The organism is Proteus sp. G2674 (genome assembly GCF_009915195.1).
Lineage (GTDB): Bacteria > Pseudomonadota > Gammaproteobacteria > Enterobacterales > Enterobacteriaceae > Proteus > Proteus mirabilis.
In genome coordinates, this window is sequence record NZ_JAABLS010000010.1 from 157,304 (window position 1) to 175,468 (window position 18,165).

Here is an 18,165-nt window from a genome sequence, read left to right on the forward strand (position 1 = left end):
GGATCGGTGACAAAACGTAAATTATCTAAAGGCCAGCAACGCCGAGTACAAGAAAATCATAAAAAGCGTTTGCAAAGCAAAGAGAAAAAAAATCACGTTGAATTAGACGATACACAATTAGGCGAAGCGACCGAAGGCCTCGTTATCAGTCGCTTTGGGCAACATGCAGATATTGAAGCTGCAGATGGCTCCATTACCCGTTGTAATATTCGCCGTACTATTTCATCCCTAGTCACAGGCGATAGAGTGGTGTGGCGCCCTGCATTACAAACCCAAGAAAATGTGCGCGTCAATGGCATTGTAGAAGCTGTTCATGAGCGTACTTCTGTACTTACTCGCCCAGATTATTATGATGGTATTAAACCTATTGCCGCTAATATCGATCAAATTATTATTGTTTCAGCCATTTTACCTGAGCTTTCACTTAATATTATCGACCGCTACTTAGTGGCTTGTGAAACCTTAAATATCGAACCCCTTATTGTATTGAATAAAGTCGATATGTTAGATGCAGAAAGCCGAGCGATGGTAAGTGAGTGGATGCAAATTTATAAAGATATTGGTTATCGAGTGCTTGAAGTCTCAAGCTATACCAAAGAAGGATTAGAAGCATTAACTCAAGCATTAATTGGCCGCATCTCTATTTTTGCTGGCCAGTCAGGTGTGGGTAAATCGAGCCTTCTCAATACTCTCTTACCACCAATGGAAGAAAGTATTCTGGTCAATCAAGTCTCTGACAACTCAGGGCTTGGACAACATACCACCACCGCATCGCGCCTTTACCATTTTCCTCTAGGAGGCGATGTTATTGATTCACCGGGGGTACGTGAATTTGGTTTGTGGCATTTAACACCTGAGCAAGTGACCAAAGGTTTTATTGAGTTTCGACCTTTCTTAGGAGGCTGTAAATTCCGTGATTGTAAGCATAATGACGATCCGGGTTGCTTGATCACCGAAGCCGTAGATAAAGGTGAAATCGCACCAACCCGATTTGAAAACTATCATCGTATTTTAGAAAGTATGAGTCAGGTGAAAGTGCGTAAAAATATTAATTTAGACTCTTAAGCATAGATTCACTGACAACCCTATTAAGGGTGGGTACAATAGACCCCTTTTGTCGATTTTTTATCGTTCGATCCCAGAGGTTGCCATTTTGGACAAGCTAAAAATTAAACTACAGTATCTATTGCCTAAATTATGGCTAACACAGCTAGCTGGTTGGTTTGCCAATAAAAAAGCAGGTAGCGTTACTCAATTTGCTATCAAAATGTTTGCTCGCACATATAAAGTTGATATGAATGAAGCGAAAGAGAGCCAATTTCAGGCTTATGCAACATTTAATGAGTTTTTTATTCGTGCATTAAAAGATGGCGCTCGCCCTATTGTTGAAGGAGATAACCAACTGGCTCTCCCCGCAGATGGCGCTGTCAGTCAGCTTGGTCAGATCCAAGACGATCAAATTTTACAAGCCAAAGGGCACTCTTACACCCTTGAAGCGTTGCTAGCAGGTAATTTTACCTTGGCCGACCAGTTCCGCCATGGACAATTTATTACAACCTATCTTTCACCACGGGATTACCACCGTGTTCATATGCCTTGCGATGGGTTATTAAAAGAGATGATTTATGTCCCCGGCGATCTCTTTTCTGTTAATCCTTTAACTGCGGCAAATGTTCCTAACTTATTTGCTCGTAATGAACGTATTATTTGCCTTTTTGACACCCAATTTGGTCCCATGATACAAATTCTTGTTGGAGCGACCATTGTAGGAAGTATTGAAACGGTCTGGTGTGGCATGGTAACACCACCACGTGAAGGTATTATTAAACGTTGGACTTATCCTCAAGCGGATAAAGTTGGCGCTATATTTCTGAAAAAAGGTGAAGAGATGGGACGCTTTAAATTAGGCTCGACCGTTATTAACCTCTTCCCTGAAAATAGTGTTCAATTAAATAAAGATCTGATGAACGGCTCTGTAACATTAATGGGAGAACTACTAGGCTCTATCATTAATGCCACAGGCACTGATCATAAGGCCTGCGATAATAATACCATTAATGAATAATTCGTAATTCGGAGTAAACCTTGTGCGCCTGATAATCAGTCTACTTTTTAGCTTTTTTCTGACTATCTCATTCAATACTTCGGTGTTTGCTGCGGATGTTGATAAATTACGTCAAGATATCAAACAACTTGAAGGCAGTACTAACCCTCAAGATATTGAAACTGTTCAGGCGCTACAAGGCACCATCAATTGGATAAATGATGGTGAAAAAGCTCAAGTTAATGCGGATAATTATCAAAAGACTATTGATGAATATCCGCAGATCACTCAAGAGCTAAGGGCTAAATTACTCGAAGAGAGTCACTCGGTTCCAACAATTCCAGAAAAAATTACCATTCCTGAGCTTGAGCAAAAAATCATTCAAGTGAGTAGCCAACTGATGGAACAAGCTCGGCTACAACAACAAGAGCAAGATAAAAGCCGTGAAATCAGCGAATCACTCAATTTACTCCCTCAGCAACTTTCAGAAGCTCGTCGTTTACTAAGTGATGCAACGGCACGTTTAGCGGCAATAGGGGCATCAAACACCCCACTAGCAGAAGCACAAAATAAATTAACCCAAGCTGAAGTCACAGCACGAAAAGCGATGGTTAATGAGCTGGAAATGGCGCAACTTTCTGCTAATAATCGTCAAGAAATTACTCGACTGCGCTTAGAGCTATTTAAAAAACGTTATCAACGACTTGACGTACAACTGCAACAATTGCGTAGTTTACTGAATATTAAGCGCCAAGAAGTGGCAGATCTCGCTTTAGAAAAGACAGAAATGCTCGCCGAGCAAGGGGGCGAACTCCCCGAGTTTCTGACTAAGCAAATCGAGACTAACCGTCAACTTTCTCAGATCCTCAATAAACAGACGCAAGAAATGAGTGAGTTAACCGAAAAACAGCGTCTAACAACACAACAAACCCAACAAGTAAGACAGACACTCACAACCATTCGAGAGCAAGCACAATGGTTAAGTGGCTCTACGGCATTAGGTGAAGCATTAAGAACACAATTGGCTCGCTTACCTGAAATGCCTCGCTCTCAAGAGCTGGATAGGGATATCGTTCAGTTACGTGTTGAGCGATTAGGCTATGAAGAGATGCTAGAAAACCTAGGCAAAATCCAGCCTCCTGAAACTGCCGATGGCTCAAAGCTACCAGAAGCTCAGCAATATATTTTTGACTCCCTCATTCAAGCGCGCCAAGAGTTACTCAATTCTCTTTTATCCGGTTATGACTCCCAAATCCTAGAGCTGACCAAGCTTAAAGTAGCCACAACACAACTTGCGGATGCCTTAAAAGAGACAAAAGATGCCACAAACCGCTATATGTTCTGGGTGGCCGATATCAGCCCAATAAAACTCAATTATCCGGTTTTATTAATTAAAGATATTACTCGCCTACTCTCATTAGATACTTTCTCACAATTAGGGCATGCTGCGGTTAACATGCTCAAAAACCAAGATACCTTTATCTATCTACTGGTCACCCTATCTATTGTCGGTTTTAGTCTTCGTACCCGTAAGCATTACAATGCGTTTCTTGAAAGAGTCAGTAATCGCATTGGTAAAGTCACTCAAGATCATTTCTCATTAACGGTGCGTACCGTATTTTGGTCAATATTAATCGCCTTACCACTACCGCTATTATGGTCTGCCGTAGGATATGGTTTACAAAGTGTCGAATGGCGTTATCCCATGGCGGGAGCGATTGGTTATGGTGTAACTGCAGCAGCCCCTGTGCTATGGCTATTTATGATAAGTGCTACCTTTGCTCGCCCTAATGGGTTATTTATCGCGCAATTTAAATGGAAAGAGAGTCGTGTGAAAAAAGCGATGCGCTTTTATCAACTATCGATCTTCGTCATTGTGCCATTAATGATGTCGCTTATCACCTTTGAATACTATAGTGACAGAGAATTTGCGCCAACGGTTGGGCGTTTTTGCTTTTTATTATTGTGCATTGCTTTAAGTTTTATTACCTCAAGCCTAAAAAAGGCACATGTGCCGCTTTACTTAGATAAACATGGCTCTGGTGATAATGTGATAAATACCATTTTATGGTGGTTCTTACTTGTTGCCCCTGTTCTTGCAGCCCTCGCGGCTATCTTAGGCTATCTCTCAACCTCCATCGTATTACTGGGTCGCTTAGAGATGTCTGTGGCGATTTGGTTTGCCTTGCTGATTATTTATCATATTATTCAACGATGGATGCTGATCCAACGTCGTAAGCTTGCCTTTGAACGAGCCAAACAAAAACGGGCAGAAATTTTAGCTCAACGAGCTAAAGGGGAAGATGAGAATACCATTGTTGGCAGCAGTGGTGAGAGTACCGCTAACTTAGAGTTGGAAGATCAAGCCATTGACCTTGATGCGATTAGTGCACAATCTATTGGTCTAGTACGTTCTATTCTGACCATGATTGCACTCGTGTCCATGATTTTACTCTGGTCAGAGCTCAATACAGCCTTCTCTTTTGTCGATAATATCCGACTATGGGATGTGACTTCCTCCGTTAATGGCGTCAATACTATCCAGCCCATTACCATGGGGTCTATCTTAGTCGCTATATTAGTGATTATTATCACGGCACAATTGGTAAGAAACCTGCCAGCACTGCTTGAACTGGCAATTTTACAACACTTAGATCTAACACCTGGTACAGGTTATGCCATTACCACTTTAACGAAATACAGCATCACCCTAATAGGCAGTATTGTTGGTTTCTCATTATTAGGTATTGAGTGGTCAAAACTACAATGGTTAATTGCGGCTATGGGGGTAGGTCTTGGTTTTGGCTTACAAGAAATTTTTGCCAACATTATCTCAGGGTTAATGATCTTGTTTGAAAAGCCAATCCGTATTGGTGATACCGTTACTATCCGTAACTTGACTGGGAATATTTCTAAAATCAATACGCGAGCCACCACGCTCACCGATTGGGATAGAAAAGAGATCATTGTGCCTAATAAAGCATTTATTACAGAGCAATTTATTAACTGGTCATTATCAGACTCTATTACACGTATCGTAATGACCATCCCTGCGCCAGCTGATTGCAATAGTGAACAAGTGACCAATGTTTTATTAGAAGCCTCTAAACGCTCTACCATGATTTTAGACAACCCCGCTCCTGAGGTTTACTTGGTTGACCTACAACAAGGGATCCAAATCTTCGAGTTACGTGTTTATGCCGCAGAAATGGGACATAGAATGCCAGCCAGACATGAGATCCATCAAAATATTCTGCTAGCCTTTGCAGAGCATGGCATTCCATTACCATTCCCGCCGTTCCAAGCACGGGTAGATATGGTGGGTAATACCATTAGTACTTCAATGCGTGCAACACCGAGAGAAGTAGGCGGATTGTAGTCAATTACATCTATTACTTTGAATAAAAATGCCACTAATTTAAATGAAAAAACCAAAATAGTGGCATTTTTGCTTCTTGTTACCTCTCTTCTTACCACTGTTATGCGCCTAGCATTCAATGCAAACAGCCAGTTATAAACAGCTATTCTGTTGGTATGACGCATGTCACACCACAATAGATATGCACACTCCGTTTACCTATCACTATTAATAACTTTTTTTTCACTTTTTTGTTTAATAAAATTGATGATTAATAACACAATGAAACTATTTTATCTATATATAATTATACAATATTGGAATATGAACATCATAAAATGTTACTTAGTTTTCTATTTACTTATAGAGATCTCTTTTATTACCAAAGATCCTTCTTACTAAGTAAAGAATTAAGAAATAATAGCGACCATCTTAGTTGCTTACTGTTTTCTCTTATTTTAATTTTTATCAATTTTTGCAATATAAAAAGCCATCTTTGTTCTGTATTCTTCAAAAATTTGTGCAAACACGCCTATCTTTTTTTATTGCTAAAGATCACAAAAATACGTTTTTATACTTAAATTTACTCAATAAATGAGTATTAAAATACTATTTTCGATATTTTATTTTACTTATTTTTATCATATTTAATTTTTGTTTAACTTAAGTCAAATAAGTTTAGTTTATTTTTTAACCTATCATTATCCTCTCCTTTTCCTTGCTGCATCAGCGTGACGTAGCAAAAATCATTCAAATTGCTATATGAAACACCAACAAGTAGTCTAAAAAAGATAAGTGTATTAATTTATTATATACGCAGGTTTGTTTTCTCTTCACACGAGGTGAACACTAACTTGGCCAATTTCTTTTTTATCTTTATTTTTAAATATAATAGATAAACATATTTATTAAAAAATAAGTAATTAAAAAATTAATTAATATTTATATTTAATAACAACAAAATAAAAAAACAAAATGAAAAAAAGAAAAATAAAAAACACAAATAAGAAATATAAAACATCAATTAACAATTTATATTAAAAAAATACTAAAACTTAAGTGGACTATTAATGAAAATAAAAACAATAGTTATAAAAATTACATATAAAAAAATAAAAATTTAAGTGTTATATTCAAAGATAACAATAAAAAATAACTATAAATATTCTTCTCTAATTAAAAAGTAGCATTACAACTTATAATGTTAATATTTTTTTAACTCACAAAAAAAATGCGTATTATTACCTATTAACAATGCTAAGATATATTGCTAGCTTCGTTTAAAATGCATTATTAATAAACAATAATAAGAAGGACTCCATTATGGAAAAATCCCGCACAACATTAGACCAATGGATCACCTTACAAGCTGTTGTTGATTACGGTGGCTTTGCTCAAGCCGCTGATGTGTTACATAGGACTCAATCATCAATTAGCTATACTATCAATAAGTTAGAACAAACCTTGGGTATAGAAATACTTTCTTTAGAAAAAAGACGCGCAGTATTAACTACTGAGGGAGAACTATTGCTAACACTTTCTCGAGAAGTAACAGAAAAAGCATTATCTCTAGAAAAAAAGGCAAAAAATATCAAATTTAACAATAAGTTAAGAATTAACGTACTAATTGACCCAATGTATGTCGCTGATCTTTTTTTAAATAAAATCTCACAATTTATTAAGCAGAATAAACAGTATGATATTAATATTTATAGGAATTCTCTCAGCAAATCAGAAATTTTAGCGCAAAAAGAATATGATTTAATTGTGTCACCTTATTATATTAAATCACTGCAACCTATTGTTTTAGAAAGCATTAAAACCGCCTTAGTAACACATCCAGATAGCCCATTACAGAAACTACAAGATGAGGAATTATTGCAGGAATTACAAAAACATAGCTGTATTTCTCTTTCACCTGATTCACCCGATACTGATAATCAGGCCCAAGTCATTCAAGTTGGCTCGGTAGAGACAGCAATTAGCTTAATTCAGCATGGTTTAGGTTATGCACGTCTCCCCCTTATTTTTATTCAAGATGAATTGAATAAAAAAACAATAAAACAATTAATAACATATAAAAAAGAGAAGGAATATAAGTTCTATTTATATTTGAATAAAAATTCATTTATTAATGAAAACTTGCAAAGTTTATTATCAACAATTAGCTATTCAACAAATATCTAAAAACTTTTAATAAAAAATTATTTTAATTAAATTACGACATATTAAATAATTTGATGTAAGAACAAAAAAACTCATGTAAATGTTTATTAACTTAAAAAATTAGCAGTGTTATATTTTATCGGCATACTGTCTATGCAAATAAATTTATACACATATATACTTATAAATAGATTAAAAAGTAAGTTCGCTTACTTTTTATATAGGACCGATCATGAGCAAATTAAATAAATCACTCTGTGCATTAGGAGTGACTCTTTCTATATTCTCAGCACCTGCTGCTTTAGCATCAGGCACAATTAACTTTACGGGAGAAATAACCGATCAAGCATGTACTGTTGATGGCTCTTCTAAAAACTTAACCGTCGACTTAGGCAAAGTTTCTTCTAAAAGCTTAGCAACCAAAGGGGAAGTTGCTGGCCTGAAAGATTTTACCATTAAATTAATCGACTGCCCTGTTGATACCACGGTAGCCGTACGTTTTGGCGGTACTCGTGATGCAAGCGACAGAGATATCTTAGCTATAGATCAAGTTTCTGGTGGCGCAACTAACGTAGGTATCGCGTTATTTGAGAAAGATGCTGTTTCCCAAATCAAACTGTATGACGATTCACAAGATGTACAGATCACAGGTACGGAAATTAACCTAGACTACGTTGCTCGTTATAAAGCAACTGATGCGGCAACGCCAGGCCCTGCCAATGGCTCTGCTGTATATAGCATCCAATATAAATAATAAATGATAAATATGAGGGTAATCACCATTACCCTCTCACCTCTCCTCAAACTTATGGCCACTTATGAAAAAGAATATTTCCCTAATATTATTTTTACTATTTTCCCTCATAACGGCTAGCCAAGCTGCTGGAATAAGTGTGGGAGGAACACGTTTTGTCTATGACGATAATCTACGTGAAATCAGTATTCCAATTATGAATACAGATAAGGAAAAACCCTATTTAATTCAAAGTTGGGTTTCAGCTTATCAAGGTGATGAAAAAACACCTTTTATTGCAACACCTCCACTATTTCGTATTGAGCCAGATAGTTCAGGCACGGCGCGAATTTCATATACCGGAGCACCTTTGGCGTCAAACCAAGAAGTGGTTTATTGGCTCAATATCAAATCCATTCCACCGATGGAAAAAAGTCCAGAGAATCAACTCCAATTAGTGATTAATTCTCAATTTAAATTGTTTCTCCGTGCCCATGATATTGAACCACTTGATTTTGATAAGGTGAAATTATCTAAACAAAATAAAGGGTTAGTAATAAATAACGATACGCCGTATCACCTGACAATTAAACATATCTTAGTGGGTGATAAACGCTACCCATTTAATGATTTTGTTAATCCTCACCAAGAAGTGGTCTTGCTAAAAGAAAATCATATTCCGCAGAAAGTTACCGTTCAATTTATCAATGATTACGGTGCGACTGTAGATAAAGTATTAAATTAAGAGTATACGGCGATGACTTTTTCTATGATAGCAGTATCTACAAAACGATTACCCATCAACATGGCAGATAATCTTTATCGTCGTGGAGTGTTAGCTATTGCTATCACGACTGTTTTATTCCCTTATACTGTTCTTGCTGAAGATATTTTTAATCCTGAAGCACTTAATTTAGGTATCGAAAATCACGTTGCAGATATTAACAGTTTGAATTACCTGTCCTATGCAGGAGGACAACTTCCTGGTGTCTATTCTGTCGATATTTATCTTAACGATAAACTTATCGATAATCGTCAAATTCGTTTTATTTTTGATGACGATAAAAAAGTGCTGGCGCCTGAAATCAGTAAACAGGATTTACTCAATTGGGGAGTCAAAGGATCCGTTACAGACGCGTTTAGCCAACAACCTGATAGTAGTAAAATAACGGATATTGCTCGTGTTATTCCTAATGCTACATATAAATATGATTTTTCACGTGCGCGATTATCATTTTCGATCCCACAAATTGCATTATATAACTATGGGCAAGGTTATATATCCCCCACAGAATGGAATGATGGGATTAATGCAGTCTTTATTAATTACACCTATCGTCAGAATAAATATTGGTATCGAGACCAAAAAGACAGTGACAATATCTTTTTAGGATTACGCAGTGGTATTAATCTAGGCGCTTGGCGTGTACGTAATCACAGCACTTACAACAAAAATAGTGATAACGCCGCAGAATGGAACAGTCTACAAACTTACGTTGAACGCGATATCCGCCGTTTAAAAAGTCGATTAACACTAGGTGAAACCGCATCAAGTAATGATGTGTTAGAAAGTGTTCCTTATCGTGGTATTAAATTAGCCTCAGATGAAAGCATGTTGCCACAAAGTCAGCGTGGCTTTGCTCCTGTTGTAAGAGGAATTGCACAAAGCAACGCAATGGTGACTATCCGCCAAAATAATAGTGTTATTTATCAAACCTCTGTTCCCCCCGGTGAATTTGAAATATCAGATCTCTATCCCACCTCTTATAGTGGTGATTTACAAGTGACTGTTGAAGAAGCTGATGGGAGCAAACGTACATTTTCCCAACCCTTCTCTGCAGTCCCCATGATGCAACGAGCTGGGAACTTAAAATATAGCCTCGACTTGGGGAAATATAATGCTGATAGCGCAGAGCGAAAACCGACCTTTTTACAAGCTTCTGCCATTTACGGCTTACCTTATAATTTTTCCCTTTATGGAGGTACGCTACTTTCAGCAGATTATAAAGCTTATGCGATAGGTGCCGGCGTAAATATGGGTTATTTAGGGGCGATTTCAGCCGATATAACTCATGCAAATACCACGCTTATCGATAACCATAAAGCACAAGGGCAATCTTATCGTGTCCAGTATTCAAAATATTTACCGGATACCAAAACAGGATTTTCATTAGCGTCTTATCGCTACTCAACTAAAGATTATTATGATTTTTCAACCACGAATGAACGCTTTTCACAGCTTTATCGTAAGAAAAAACAGTTTCAGATCTCAGTATCGCAAGCATTAGGAGAGCTTGGTTACCTCTCTTTAAATGGTTATCAGCAATACTATTGGTATCAAGATAGAGTCGATCGCAATATCAACCTAAGCTTTAACTCTAATTATCGCTCACTCAGTTATAGTATTTCTTATGCCTATAATAAACGGCAAGAAAGTGAATTAACCGATCAAATTTTATCGATTAACTTTAACCTGCCGTTCAATATGACCAACAATAACAATTGGTTAAGTTATCGTTATAACACCAGTAAACAAGGTGATTCGATAAGTTCTGTAAGTTTAAGTGGTACTCGTCTCGAAGATAACAATCTTCAGTATGATATTTCGCAAAACTATAACCATACTCGCCAAGAATATAGCGGTGCTATCAATGGTAGTTATAGTGCTTCAGGCGGCGAAATCAGTGCTGGTTATAACTATGATAAACGTTTCCAGTCAGTGAATTGGGGAGCAACTGGCGCGTTATTAATCCATCAAGCTGGAATAACCCCATCTCGCACTATCTATGACTCCGCTATTTTAATCAAAGCGGAAGATATTGATCATTTGAAAATTAGCAGTGCACAAAGTTTATATACCAATGCTCAAGGTTATGCCGTTATCCCTAACGTTTCCCGTTATGAACGCAATAGAGTAACGGTTGATCCCGCTTCCTTAAAGGGAAACAACGATGTGGAACTCACTTCAACAACAGTGATCCCAACAAAAGGCGCGATTGTTTTAGCCGATTTTAAAGCTCGCAAGGGTGCAAGAGTATTAGTGAACCTCTCTTATAACGGTAAACCTTTACCATTCGGTAGCCAAGTTGAAATTAGCCAAGATGGACAAGTGATTTCCAGTGGGATTGTGGCTAATGATGGTGAGGTTTTCCTAAATGGTGTACCTGCAAGTAGTCAACTACAAGCCAAATGGGGGAATAGTGCTACGGAACAGTGCCAAGCAACATTAAACGCCGATCTATCGCTCGAGAAAATTCAATTTTTACAACTGGACTGCAGATAGGTGATAAATATGAATAAATATATAACTTTGGGTTGTCTGTCTGCACTTTTGTATACATCAACCGCTTTTGCTGAATATCGTGCCGATACAACCACTAGAACGGTGAGTTATAATAATACGATTTATGTTTCAAGAACTGCGCCTATTTTAACAGAGCTGGCAACGATTGACTTAGGCACTATGTATGGCTGGACTTGGTGGAATATCACAGGCCCAGTACAGGCGGGGATCTACTTGCCCGGCTATATTTCAGCTTCCAGCCCTAAAGTAGGCAGTGCCTATGTGCGTGAATTAGGGACTAGTGGTATCGGTTATACCCTACACGGGACTATTACTGTCGGTTGCACCGGCTCCGCTTATGTCGATGGACTATATAATGTTGATGGCAACTACAGTAATCGCCTTATTTGCACAAGTAACTTAAACCGTAGTAGTTATACCGCTTCTTTAAAAATGACGTTATATAAACTGCGTAACAATATCAAATCACAAACCATTCCAAGCACATGGGTTGCTATGCTGATTTTGTATCACAATGGGGGATTTATCACCAGTGACAATACTGGCCGCACTGAACCAAAGGTTTACCTTAATCCCCTTAATATTGTTTCCAGTGGCTGTGAAGTTATCAATAATAATATTAATGTTCCTTTAGGATCTGTGGCAAAATCGAGCTTTAATGGTGTTGGCTCTGTTAGCCCTGATAGTCTACAAGATGTGAATATCGATTTAGATTGTGATCCCGTTTCACCCATTAAGATAAAATTCGATGGCACCCCAGATGCTAGCCAAACCGCAGGCACGATTAGCCTTAATAATGCTAATGATAGCAATACAGCCAAAGGCTATGGCATTCAGGTGAAATACCAAAACCAACCCATTGAGTTAGGAAAATTGATAACGGTGAGCGAAAAGAATAACAGTGGTAATTTTTCTATTCCTTTAGAAGCGGGTTACATACAAACTTCTGAGACTACCACCGCAGGCAAAGCTGATGGAACACTGCAATTTACCCTGCAATATCATTAAGTAAATTGCGCTCTTAAACTAAAGGCGGAAGTATATCCGCCTTTTAATTTATCCCATTGTTTGTGATTAAACCTGATACAACTTACGTAAATAGTGTGCAACAGCATCATCAACATTTGAGCCAATCACTTCCATATCCGGTAATAGATCTTTTAGTAGCTGGTGGGCATTTTGCATAATGCAGCCCTTACCCGCCATCTGTAGCATCTCTTTATCATTCATACCATCACCAAATGCAATGGCATCTTTGACTGAATGTTGCATCAACTTAGCGACTTTTTGTAGTGCCTCTCCTTTTGATACCCCACCCGCCATAATCTCTAGACAATTACGCAACGAAAAACTTGCGTTAATTTTATTACCCCAACGTTGATTAATTTTCTTTTCTAACTCAACTAACAATTCATGATCTTCTGAGGTAAAAAAGACTTTGCACACCTGCGTTGTTGGGAAGCCTGTTTTCTCAAATAGACGGTAATTAAATACCGATTCTTTAAAAAATTCTTTTAATTCAGGCGTTTCTTTATTGATATACCAGTCATCACTGCTATAAATATTCGTTGCAATATCTGGGTGATCAAACACCATTAGGGCTAAGTCATAAACGATTTCAGGTTCAAGATCTTGACTGAAAATAAGAGTGCCTTGCGTATTGTGTACGCGAGCCCCATTTGAAGTGATCATATACGCGTCAATACCAAGCCCATCACGAATTTGTGCCACATCGATATGATGACGTCCTGTAGCAAACACAAAATGGATCCCTTTTTCAATAAGCAGATGTAACGTTTCTTTGGTATAGGGAGTTAATAAGTGGTTAGGTGATAACAAGGTGCCATCAAGATCAGAAGCAACTATCGAATACATACACATTCCTGATTAAAATAAATGCTTATCATAAAACTCACAGATTTCAGTTAATGCTTGTGAGCGTAGCTTATCTATTTCGAACAAGATTTCATGGTGCGCACCTTCAATCACAAGTGGCAATTTTTGCTTTTCTTCTCTTGTTCTGGACTGACTATAACCATCACAGAAAGCCCTTACTCCCCGATTATCCACCACTTTATCTAGCTCAGCTTCAAGTACTAGCAAAGGGGTGTTAATCTCTTTTGCATGTTCAATAAGCCAATCCCCCGTTTCTAGGCTCTCTTTCATCCAATGATAGGTCGGCCCACCTAAACGTAATTGAGGGAAATCGGTATAGTAACGTAAGTATCGACGATACCTTTCATGGCTATGAGTCAATACATTCAAAATAAATGGCAAAGGAAACCATTTGCCCGTTGATACCGCGTAATTATTTCGTTCTGAAAGACTTTGTTCTGCACGGTTAACTAAAAAATTAGCCACCCAGCGTGGTATCGGTAAATTAATCCCAAACATCGGCGCACACAGTGCGGCGGCTTGGAAAATATCAGGTTTACGTAATAGGTAGCTGGCTAAAATAGCGCCTCCCATCGAATGGGCTAACGCAAAATAGTGCTGATAGTGATAAGGCAAAACGATAGTATCAATAAATGTCGATAAATCATCGACATAATCACTGAATTTTTCTACGTGGCCTTTTTGCGGATCATCTAATAAGCGCCCTGATAATCCTTGCCCCCGATGATCGAGAAGAAAAATATCATAACCAAGATGATAAAAATCGAAGGCCACTTCAGGATATTTTACATAACTTTCACTACGGCCAGAGCAGATCACCAACGCTTTTTTGTGTGATGAAGAGCGCCAATGAACATAGCGAATGCTCACGCCATCGACTCCGATAAATTCGCCTTCCTGTCGTTGGTTCCAAAAGTCCAATAAGATACCATTCGTAAAAGCAGAGAATTGCTTTTCACGAGATAACCACATGTGCTGAAAAAGTGTGGTTGTCATTCGGCTCCTCCTCGTTGGCGCTATTCGAACCCCTCAATATGATCACGGATAAGTGTCATAAATGCTGGCCCAAATCGTTCTAGTTTTCGTTGTCCTACCCCATTGATCAACAACAATTCATCAGGGCAGACAGGGCATTGTTCCGCCATTTCAATCAATGTGACATCATTAAATACCACAAAGGGTGGAATATTTTCTTCATCAGCAATAGATTTACGTAATTTGCGTAGTTTCGCAAATAATTTCCTATCGTACTGTCGATGACTATTTTTTGTTTGCTGATAACGGCTTTTTGTTGGGCTTAATAGTCGTGGTACTGCCAAGGGTAATGACACCTCACCACGCAATATTGGTCGAGCTATCTCAGTCAATTGTAATGCAGAACGATGAACGATATTTTGCGCAACCATACCTAAATGGATCAATTGGCGGATCACACTCATCCAATATTCATGGCTATGGGATTTACCAATACCATAAACTGGCAATTTATCATGGCCATTATCGCGAATGCGTTGATTATTGGCACCGCGTAAAATTTCAACAATATAACCAATACCAAAACGTTGTCCGGTACGATAGATGCAAGATAACGCTTTTTGTGCATCCACTAACCCATCATATTGTTTAGGTGGATCAAGGCAAATATCGCAGTTACCACAAGCTTGTTGGCGGTGTTCACCAAAGTAATTAAGTAACACTAAACGTCGACAAGTTTGTGCTTCGGCAAAAGCCCCCATGGCATTTAATTTATGGGATTCAATCGCTTTTTGTTCACTTTCTGGCTTCTCATCTAAACAACGACGTAGCCAAGCCATATCCGCGGGATCATAAAACAGTACCGCTTGTGCAGGTAAACCATCGCGTCCTGCACGTCCCGTTTCTTGATAGTAAGATTCAATATTACGCGGAATATCAAAATGAACCACAAAACGTACATTGGGTTTATTAATTCCCATACCGAAAGCGACCGTTGCGACCACAATCTGCAAATCATCGCGTTGAAAAGCATCTTGCACTTTCGCTCGTGTGGCAATATCCATACCCGCATGATAAGCCGCGATACTTAATCCTCGCTTACCTAGTCGTTCAGCGGTCTCTTCTACTTTGCTGCGACTATTACAATAGATAATGCCTGATTTTCCTTTCTGCCCACGAATAAACAGCCAAAGTTGATCGAGCGGTTTATATTTTTCAACTAAAGTATAACGAATATTTGGGCGGTCAAAACTGCTAATATGAACTAAAGGAGTGCGTAACGCGAGCTGATTAATAATGTCATGACGTGTTGTATTATCAGCTGTCGCCGTTAACGCAATAATAGGGACATCAGGAAGATACTGTCTTAATAAGCCAATTCCTCGGTATTCAGGGCGAAAATCATGACCCCATTGAGAAATACAGTGTGCTTCATCCACCGCTAATAAAGCAGGCTGCCATTGCACTAAATGGTGAAGAAAACTCTCCATCATTAGGCGTTCAGGTGCAATATATAACAGTTTTATTTCACCCCGTTGACAACGCATTTGTACTTGCAGTTGTTCATCTCGGCTTTGAGTTGAGTTAAGAAATGCCGCGTCAATACCGTGTAAGCAGAGTTGATCAACTTGATCTTTCATTAGGGAAATCAACGGAGAAACAACTACGGTTAAGCCATCAAGCAAAAGCGCAGGTATTTGATAGAAAAGCGATTTTCCCCCTCCCGTCGGCATGACGACTAAACAGTCGCGCCCGGTGATAATGGTATCAATAATCTCTTGCTGGCCTGGTCGAAATTGCTGATAACCAAAGGTTTCGCGCAAAATAACCTGAGCTGATGGCATTGAATTAAGAACTTCTGCTGTGGACACGCCATTCCTCTGAAAAGCTGGTAAGAACGATAATGAGGAGTAAAAGAAAAGGCACCAGTATAAAGGTGCCATCACCACTTGTCGTGTTATGCTACCCTAGAATGAAGAAAATTACAGCATATCATTGAGCATAACGCCGACACCGATACGAGTTTGACGGAAATTATAATCAATCATCGACTCCCCATACCCACTAAATAGTTGGGTATAAAAGCGTACATGCTTGGTAATAGGATAGCTCCAGCCTAGCTCAGCAGCACCGTATCCGCTACTCCAGTTATAACGCCCTGTTAAAGTAAACGTACTTTCGCCTAAACGATAACCCGCTTTTAAGCGGTAATATCCCATATAGCGATTAATATCGGGATTATCATCATTTTTAGCACTTTCATTAAAACGGTACCAAGGTTTCAGATCGAGTTGGAAATTACCTTTTTGCGCCATAAAACGTGCATAAACACGATTCCAACTTCGTGAAGTAGGCTCTGCGCGGCCATTCGATTCATGGTTAAATCCCGTTTCAATTTCTCTTAATGTCCAACCGGCAAATTGATAATCCGTCGCCCAACCTAAAAATAGTTGTGGTTCATAGTTGGTTTCACGAAACGGCGCAGACTCTTTTTTATTACTTAGCTGCCACCAAGAGCGTTGCGTATAGGAAGCCGCTAATACAGAATTTTCCCCGGCAATGCCACGCCACAGCGGGAATGCAAGACTTATCTGAAATTTAACTTCATCTTTTTTAGCCTTATGACCCCAATCATAACTAGCAATCGCCTCTTTATTCATATCGGAGGTTTTTGTGTAAATAATATAATTAGATTCATAAGGGTAAAGTACAAAGGGTGAATCATACTCTTGTAATAGACCGGAAATAATACTGCCCTGAACCAACGGTGTTGGAGATGATACAGGTGATATCTCCGCCGCCACTCCCCATACAGGGTAGGTTAAAATCACCGTGAGTAAAGAACGGATGTAACGCATAGTTAATTATCCTGTATTATTAGTGAACAATATAAAAGATAGCACTTAATATTTGTCGTGAGCGCTTATAAATCAGCTTTATTCGCGTTAGGCGTCCATATTTTACACGTTATTTCCATTAAATCTCATATATTTTCTCGACACTCTATTAATCTGATGAATGGGAAATTACCTTTTTGTCATCTATTATTAACAAAACATTAACCTAATAATAAAATGTCGAGGAACTTTAAAATGGAGAAAATATTAACACTGGAAGAAGCACAAGCGTTGATTGGACATGTTTTTGTCTATCAAATGCCTTTTAATCAACTGATAGGTTTAGAATTAATTCGCTTCGAACAAGATTATGCTGAGATCCAATTTCGCTACCAAGACAAACTGGTTGGCAATATCGCACAACGCATTTTACATGGTGGCATGATAGCCTCTGTGTTAGACGTAAGTGCAGGTTTAGTCTGTGTAGGTAATGCCCTAACACGTCTAGCCCCTATATCCCAAGAGCAACTCGAACAAAAACTGGCCAAAATGGGCACTATCGATCTACGTGTTGATTATTTACGCCCAGGGCGAGGGGAATGTTTTACCGCAAGTAGTCATATACTACGTAGTGGTAATAAAGTTTCTGTGGCAAGGGTTGAATTACACAGTGAAAAACAAGTTCATATCGCCAGCGGCACAGCAACTTATATTGTTGGCTGATGCGACTTATCCATTATCTTGGGTAGATTAATATTAATTACTTGTAAAAAAACATGCCTAATGACACATTAGATAATGTCATTGGGTATGATAACCCCGTCACATATTTCATTTCCATCAATACCAGAG

General features: G+C 38.5%; 13 protein-coding genes. 9 read left to right on the forward strand and 4 right to left on the reverse strand.

All coding sequences use genetic code 11. The features are described from left to right. Positions 1–6 precede the first annotated feature (6 nt). The 8 genes from rsgA to GWI58_RS03250 all read left to right on the forward strand — a co-directional run bounded on the left by rsgA (position 7) and on the right by GWI58_RS03250 (position 12,613). Entirely contained in the window at positions 7–1,065 is a 1,059-nt protein-coding gene (gene rsgA, locus GWI58_RS03215; RefSeq protein ID WP_004246308.1) for a small ribosomal subunit biogenesis GTPase RsgA, read from the forward strand. A gap of 88 nt (positions 1,066–1,153) precedes the next feature. Next, positions 1,154–2,065: an archaetidylserine decarboxylase gene (gene asd / locus GWI58_RS03220; RefSeq protein WP_161768894.1), complete on the forward strand. Its 912-nt coding sequence runs from the start codon at positions 1,154–1,156 to the stop codon at positions 2,063–2,065. Between the two features lie 22 nt (positions 2,066–2,087). After that, positions 2,088–5,423, forward strand: a complete 3,336-nt coding sequence (gene mscM, locus GWI58_RS03225) for a miniconductance mechanosensitive channel MscM (RefSeq protein ID WP_004249643.1) — start codon at positions 2,088–2,090, stop codon at positions 5,421–5,423. Positions 5,424–6,725: 1,302 nt separating this feature from the next. After that, a complete protein-coding gene (locus tag GWI58_RS03230; RefSeq protein WP_094959938.1) occupies positions 6,726–7,589 on the forward strand; it encodes a LysR family transcriptional regulator in 864 nt (287 codons plus the stop codon). Between the two features lie 211 nt (positions 7,590–7,800). Then, entirely contained in the window at positions 7,801–8,322 is a 522-nt protein-coding gene (locus tag GWI58_RS03235) for a fimbrial protein (protein WP_004246312.1), read from the forward strand. Between the two features lie 64 nt (positions 8,323–8,386). Further along, positions 8,387–9,046 carry a fimbrial biogenesis chaperone gene (locus tag GWI58_RS03240; RefSeq protein WP_004246313.1) on the forward strand — a complete coding sequence of 220 codons (660 nt, stop codon included), beginning with the start codon at positions 8,387–8,389 and terminating at the stop codon, positions 9,044–9,046. Positions 9,047–9,058: 12 nt separating this feature from the next. After that, positions 9,059–11,584: a fimbria/pilus outer membrane usher protein gene (locus GWI58_RS03245; protein ID WP_094959937.1), complete on the forward strand. Its 2,526-nt coding sequence runs from the start codon at positions 9,059–9,061 to the stop codon at positions 11,582–11,584. A gap of 9 nt (positions 11,585–11,593) precedes the next feature. Then, complete coding sequence (locus GWI58_RS03250; protein WP_065424095.1) at positions 11,594–12,613, forward strand: fimbrial protein; 1,020 nt, start codon at positions 11,594–11,596, stop codon at positions 12,611–12,613. 66 nt (positions 12,614–12,679) lie between these two features. Here GWI58_RS03250 and yigL read toward each other — a convergent pair whose 3' ends face one another. From yigL to pldA, 4 genes are all read right to left on the reverse strand, one after another. Continuing rightward, positions 12,680–13,480 (reverse strand): sugar/pyridoxal phosphate phosphatase YigL, encoded by an 801-nt coding sequence (gene yigL, locus GWI58_RS03255; protein WP_004246316.1) that lies wholly within the window; start codon positions 13,478–13,480, stop codon positions 12,680–12,682. A gap of 12 nt (positions 13,481–13,492) precedes the next feature. Next, a complete protein-coding gene (pldB, locus tag GWI58_RS03260; RefSeq protein ID WP_161768895.1) occupies positions 13,493–14,497 on the reverse strand; it encodes a lysophospholipase L2 in 1,005 nt (334 codons plus the stop codon). A gap of 20 nt (positions 14,498–14,517) precedes the next feature. Further along, positions 14,518–16,347 (reverse strand): ATP-dependent DNA helicase RecQ, encoded by a 1,830-nt coding sequence (gene recQ / locus GWI58_RS03265; RefSeq protein WP_161768896.1) that lies wholly within the window; start codon positions 16,345–16,347, stop codon positions 14,518–14,520. A gap of 111 nt (positions 16,348–16,458) precedes the next feature. Continuing rightward, complete coding sequence (gene pldA, locus GWI58_RS03270; RefSeq protein ID WP_004246319.1) at positions 16,459–17,334, reverse strand: phospholipase A; 876 nt, start codon at positions 17,332–17,334, stop codon at positions 16,459–16,461. A gap of 234 nt (positions 17,335–17,568) precedes the next feature. On the opposite strand from pldA, the gene GWI58_RS03275 reads away from it, so the two are divergent. Then, positions 17,569–18,036 (forward strand): thioesterase family protein, encoded by a 468-nt coding sequence (locus GWI58_RS03275; RefSeq protein WP_161768897.1) that lies wholly within the window; start codon positions 17,569–17,571, stop codon positions 18,034–18,036. Positions 18,037–18,165: the final 129 nt, after the last annotated feature.

Coding starts and splice junctions, on each gene's coding strand:
- GWI58_RS03230 (WP_094959938.1), top strand. CDS start 6,726: ATGGAAAAATCCCGCACAACATTAGACCAATGGATCACCTTACAAGCT.
- yigL (WP_004246316.1), bottom strand. CDS start 13,480: ATGTATTCGATAGTTGCTTCTGATCTTGATGGCACCTTGTTATCACCT.
- GWI58_RS03240 (WP_004246313.1), top strand. CDS start 8,387: ATGAAAAAGAATATTTCCCTAATATTATTTTTACTATTTTCCCTCATA.
- GWI58_RS03250 (WP_065424095.1), top strand. CDS start 11,594: ATGAATAAATATATAACTTTGGGTTGTCTGTCTGCACTTTTGTATACA.
- GWI58_RS03275 (WP_161768897.1), top strand. CDS start 17,569: ATGGAGAAAATATTAACACTGGAAGAAGCACAAGCGTTGATTGGACAT.
- GWI58_RS03235 (WP_004246312.1), top strand. CDS start 7,801: ATGAGCAAATTAAATAAATCACTCTGTGCATTAGGAGTGACTCTTTCT.
- pldB (WP_161768895.1), bottom strand. CDS start 14,497: ATGACAACCACACTTTTTCAGCACATGTGGTTATCTCGTGAAAAGCAA.
- GWI58_RS03245 (WP_094959937.1), top strand. CDS start 9,059: ATGACTTTTTCTATGATAGCAGTATCTACAAAACGATTACCCATCAAC.
- pldA (WP_004246319.1), bottom strand. CDS start 17,334: ATGCGTTACATCCGTTCTTTACTCACGGTGATTTTAACCTACCCTGTA.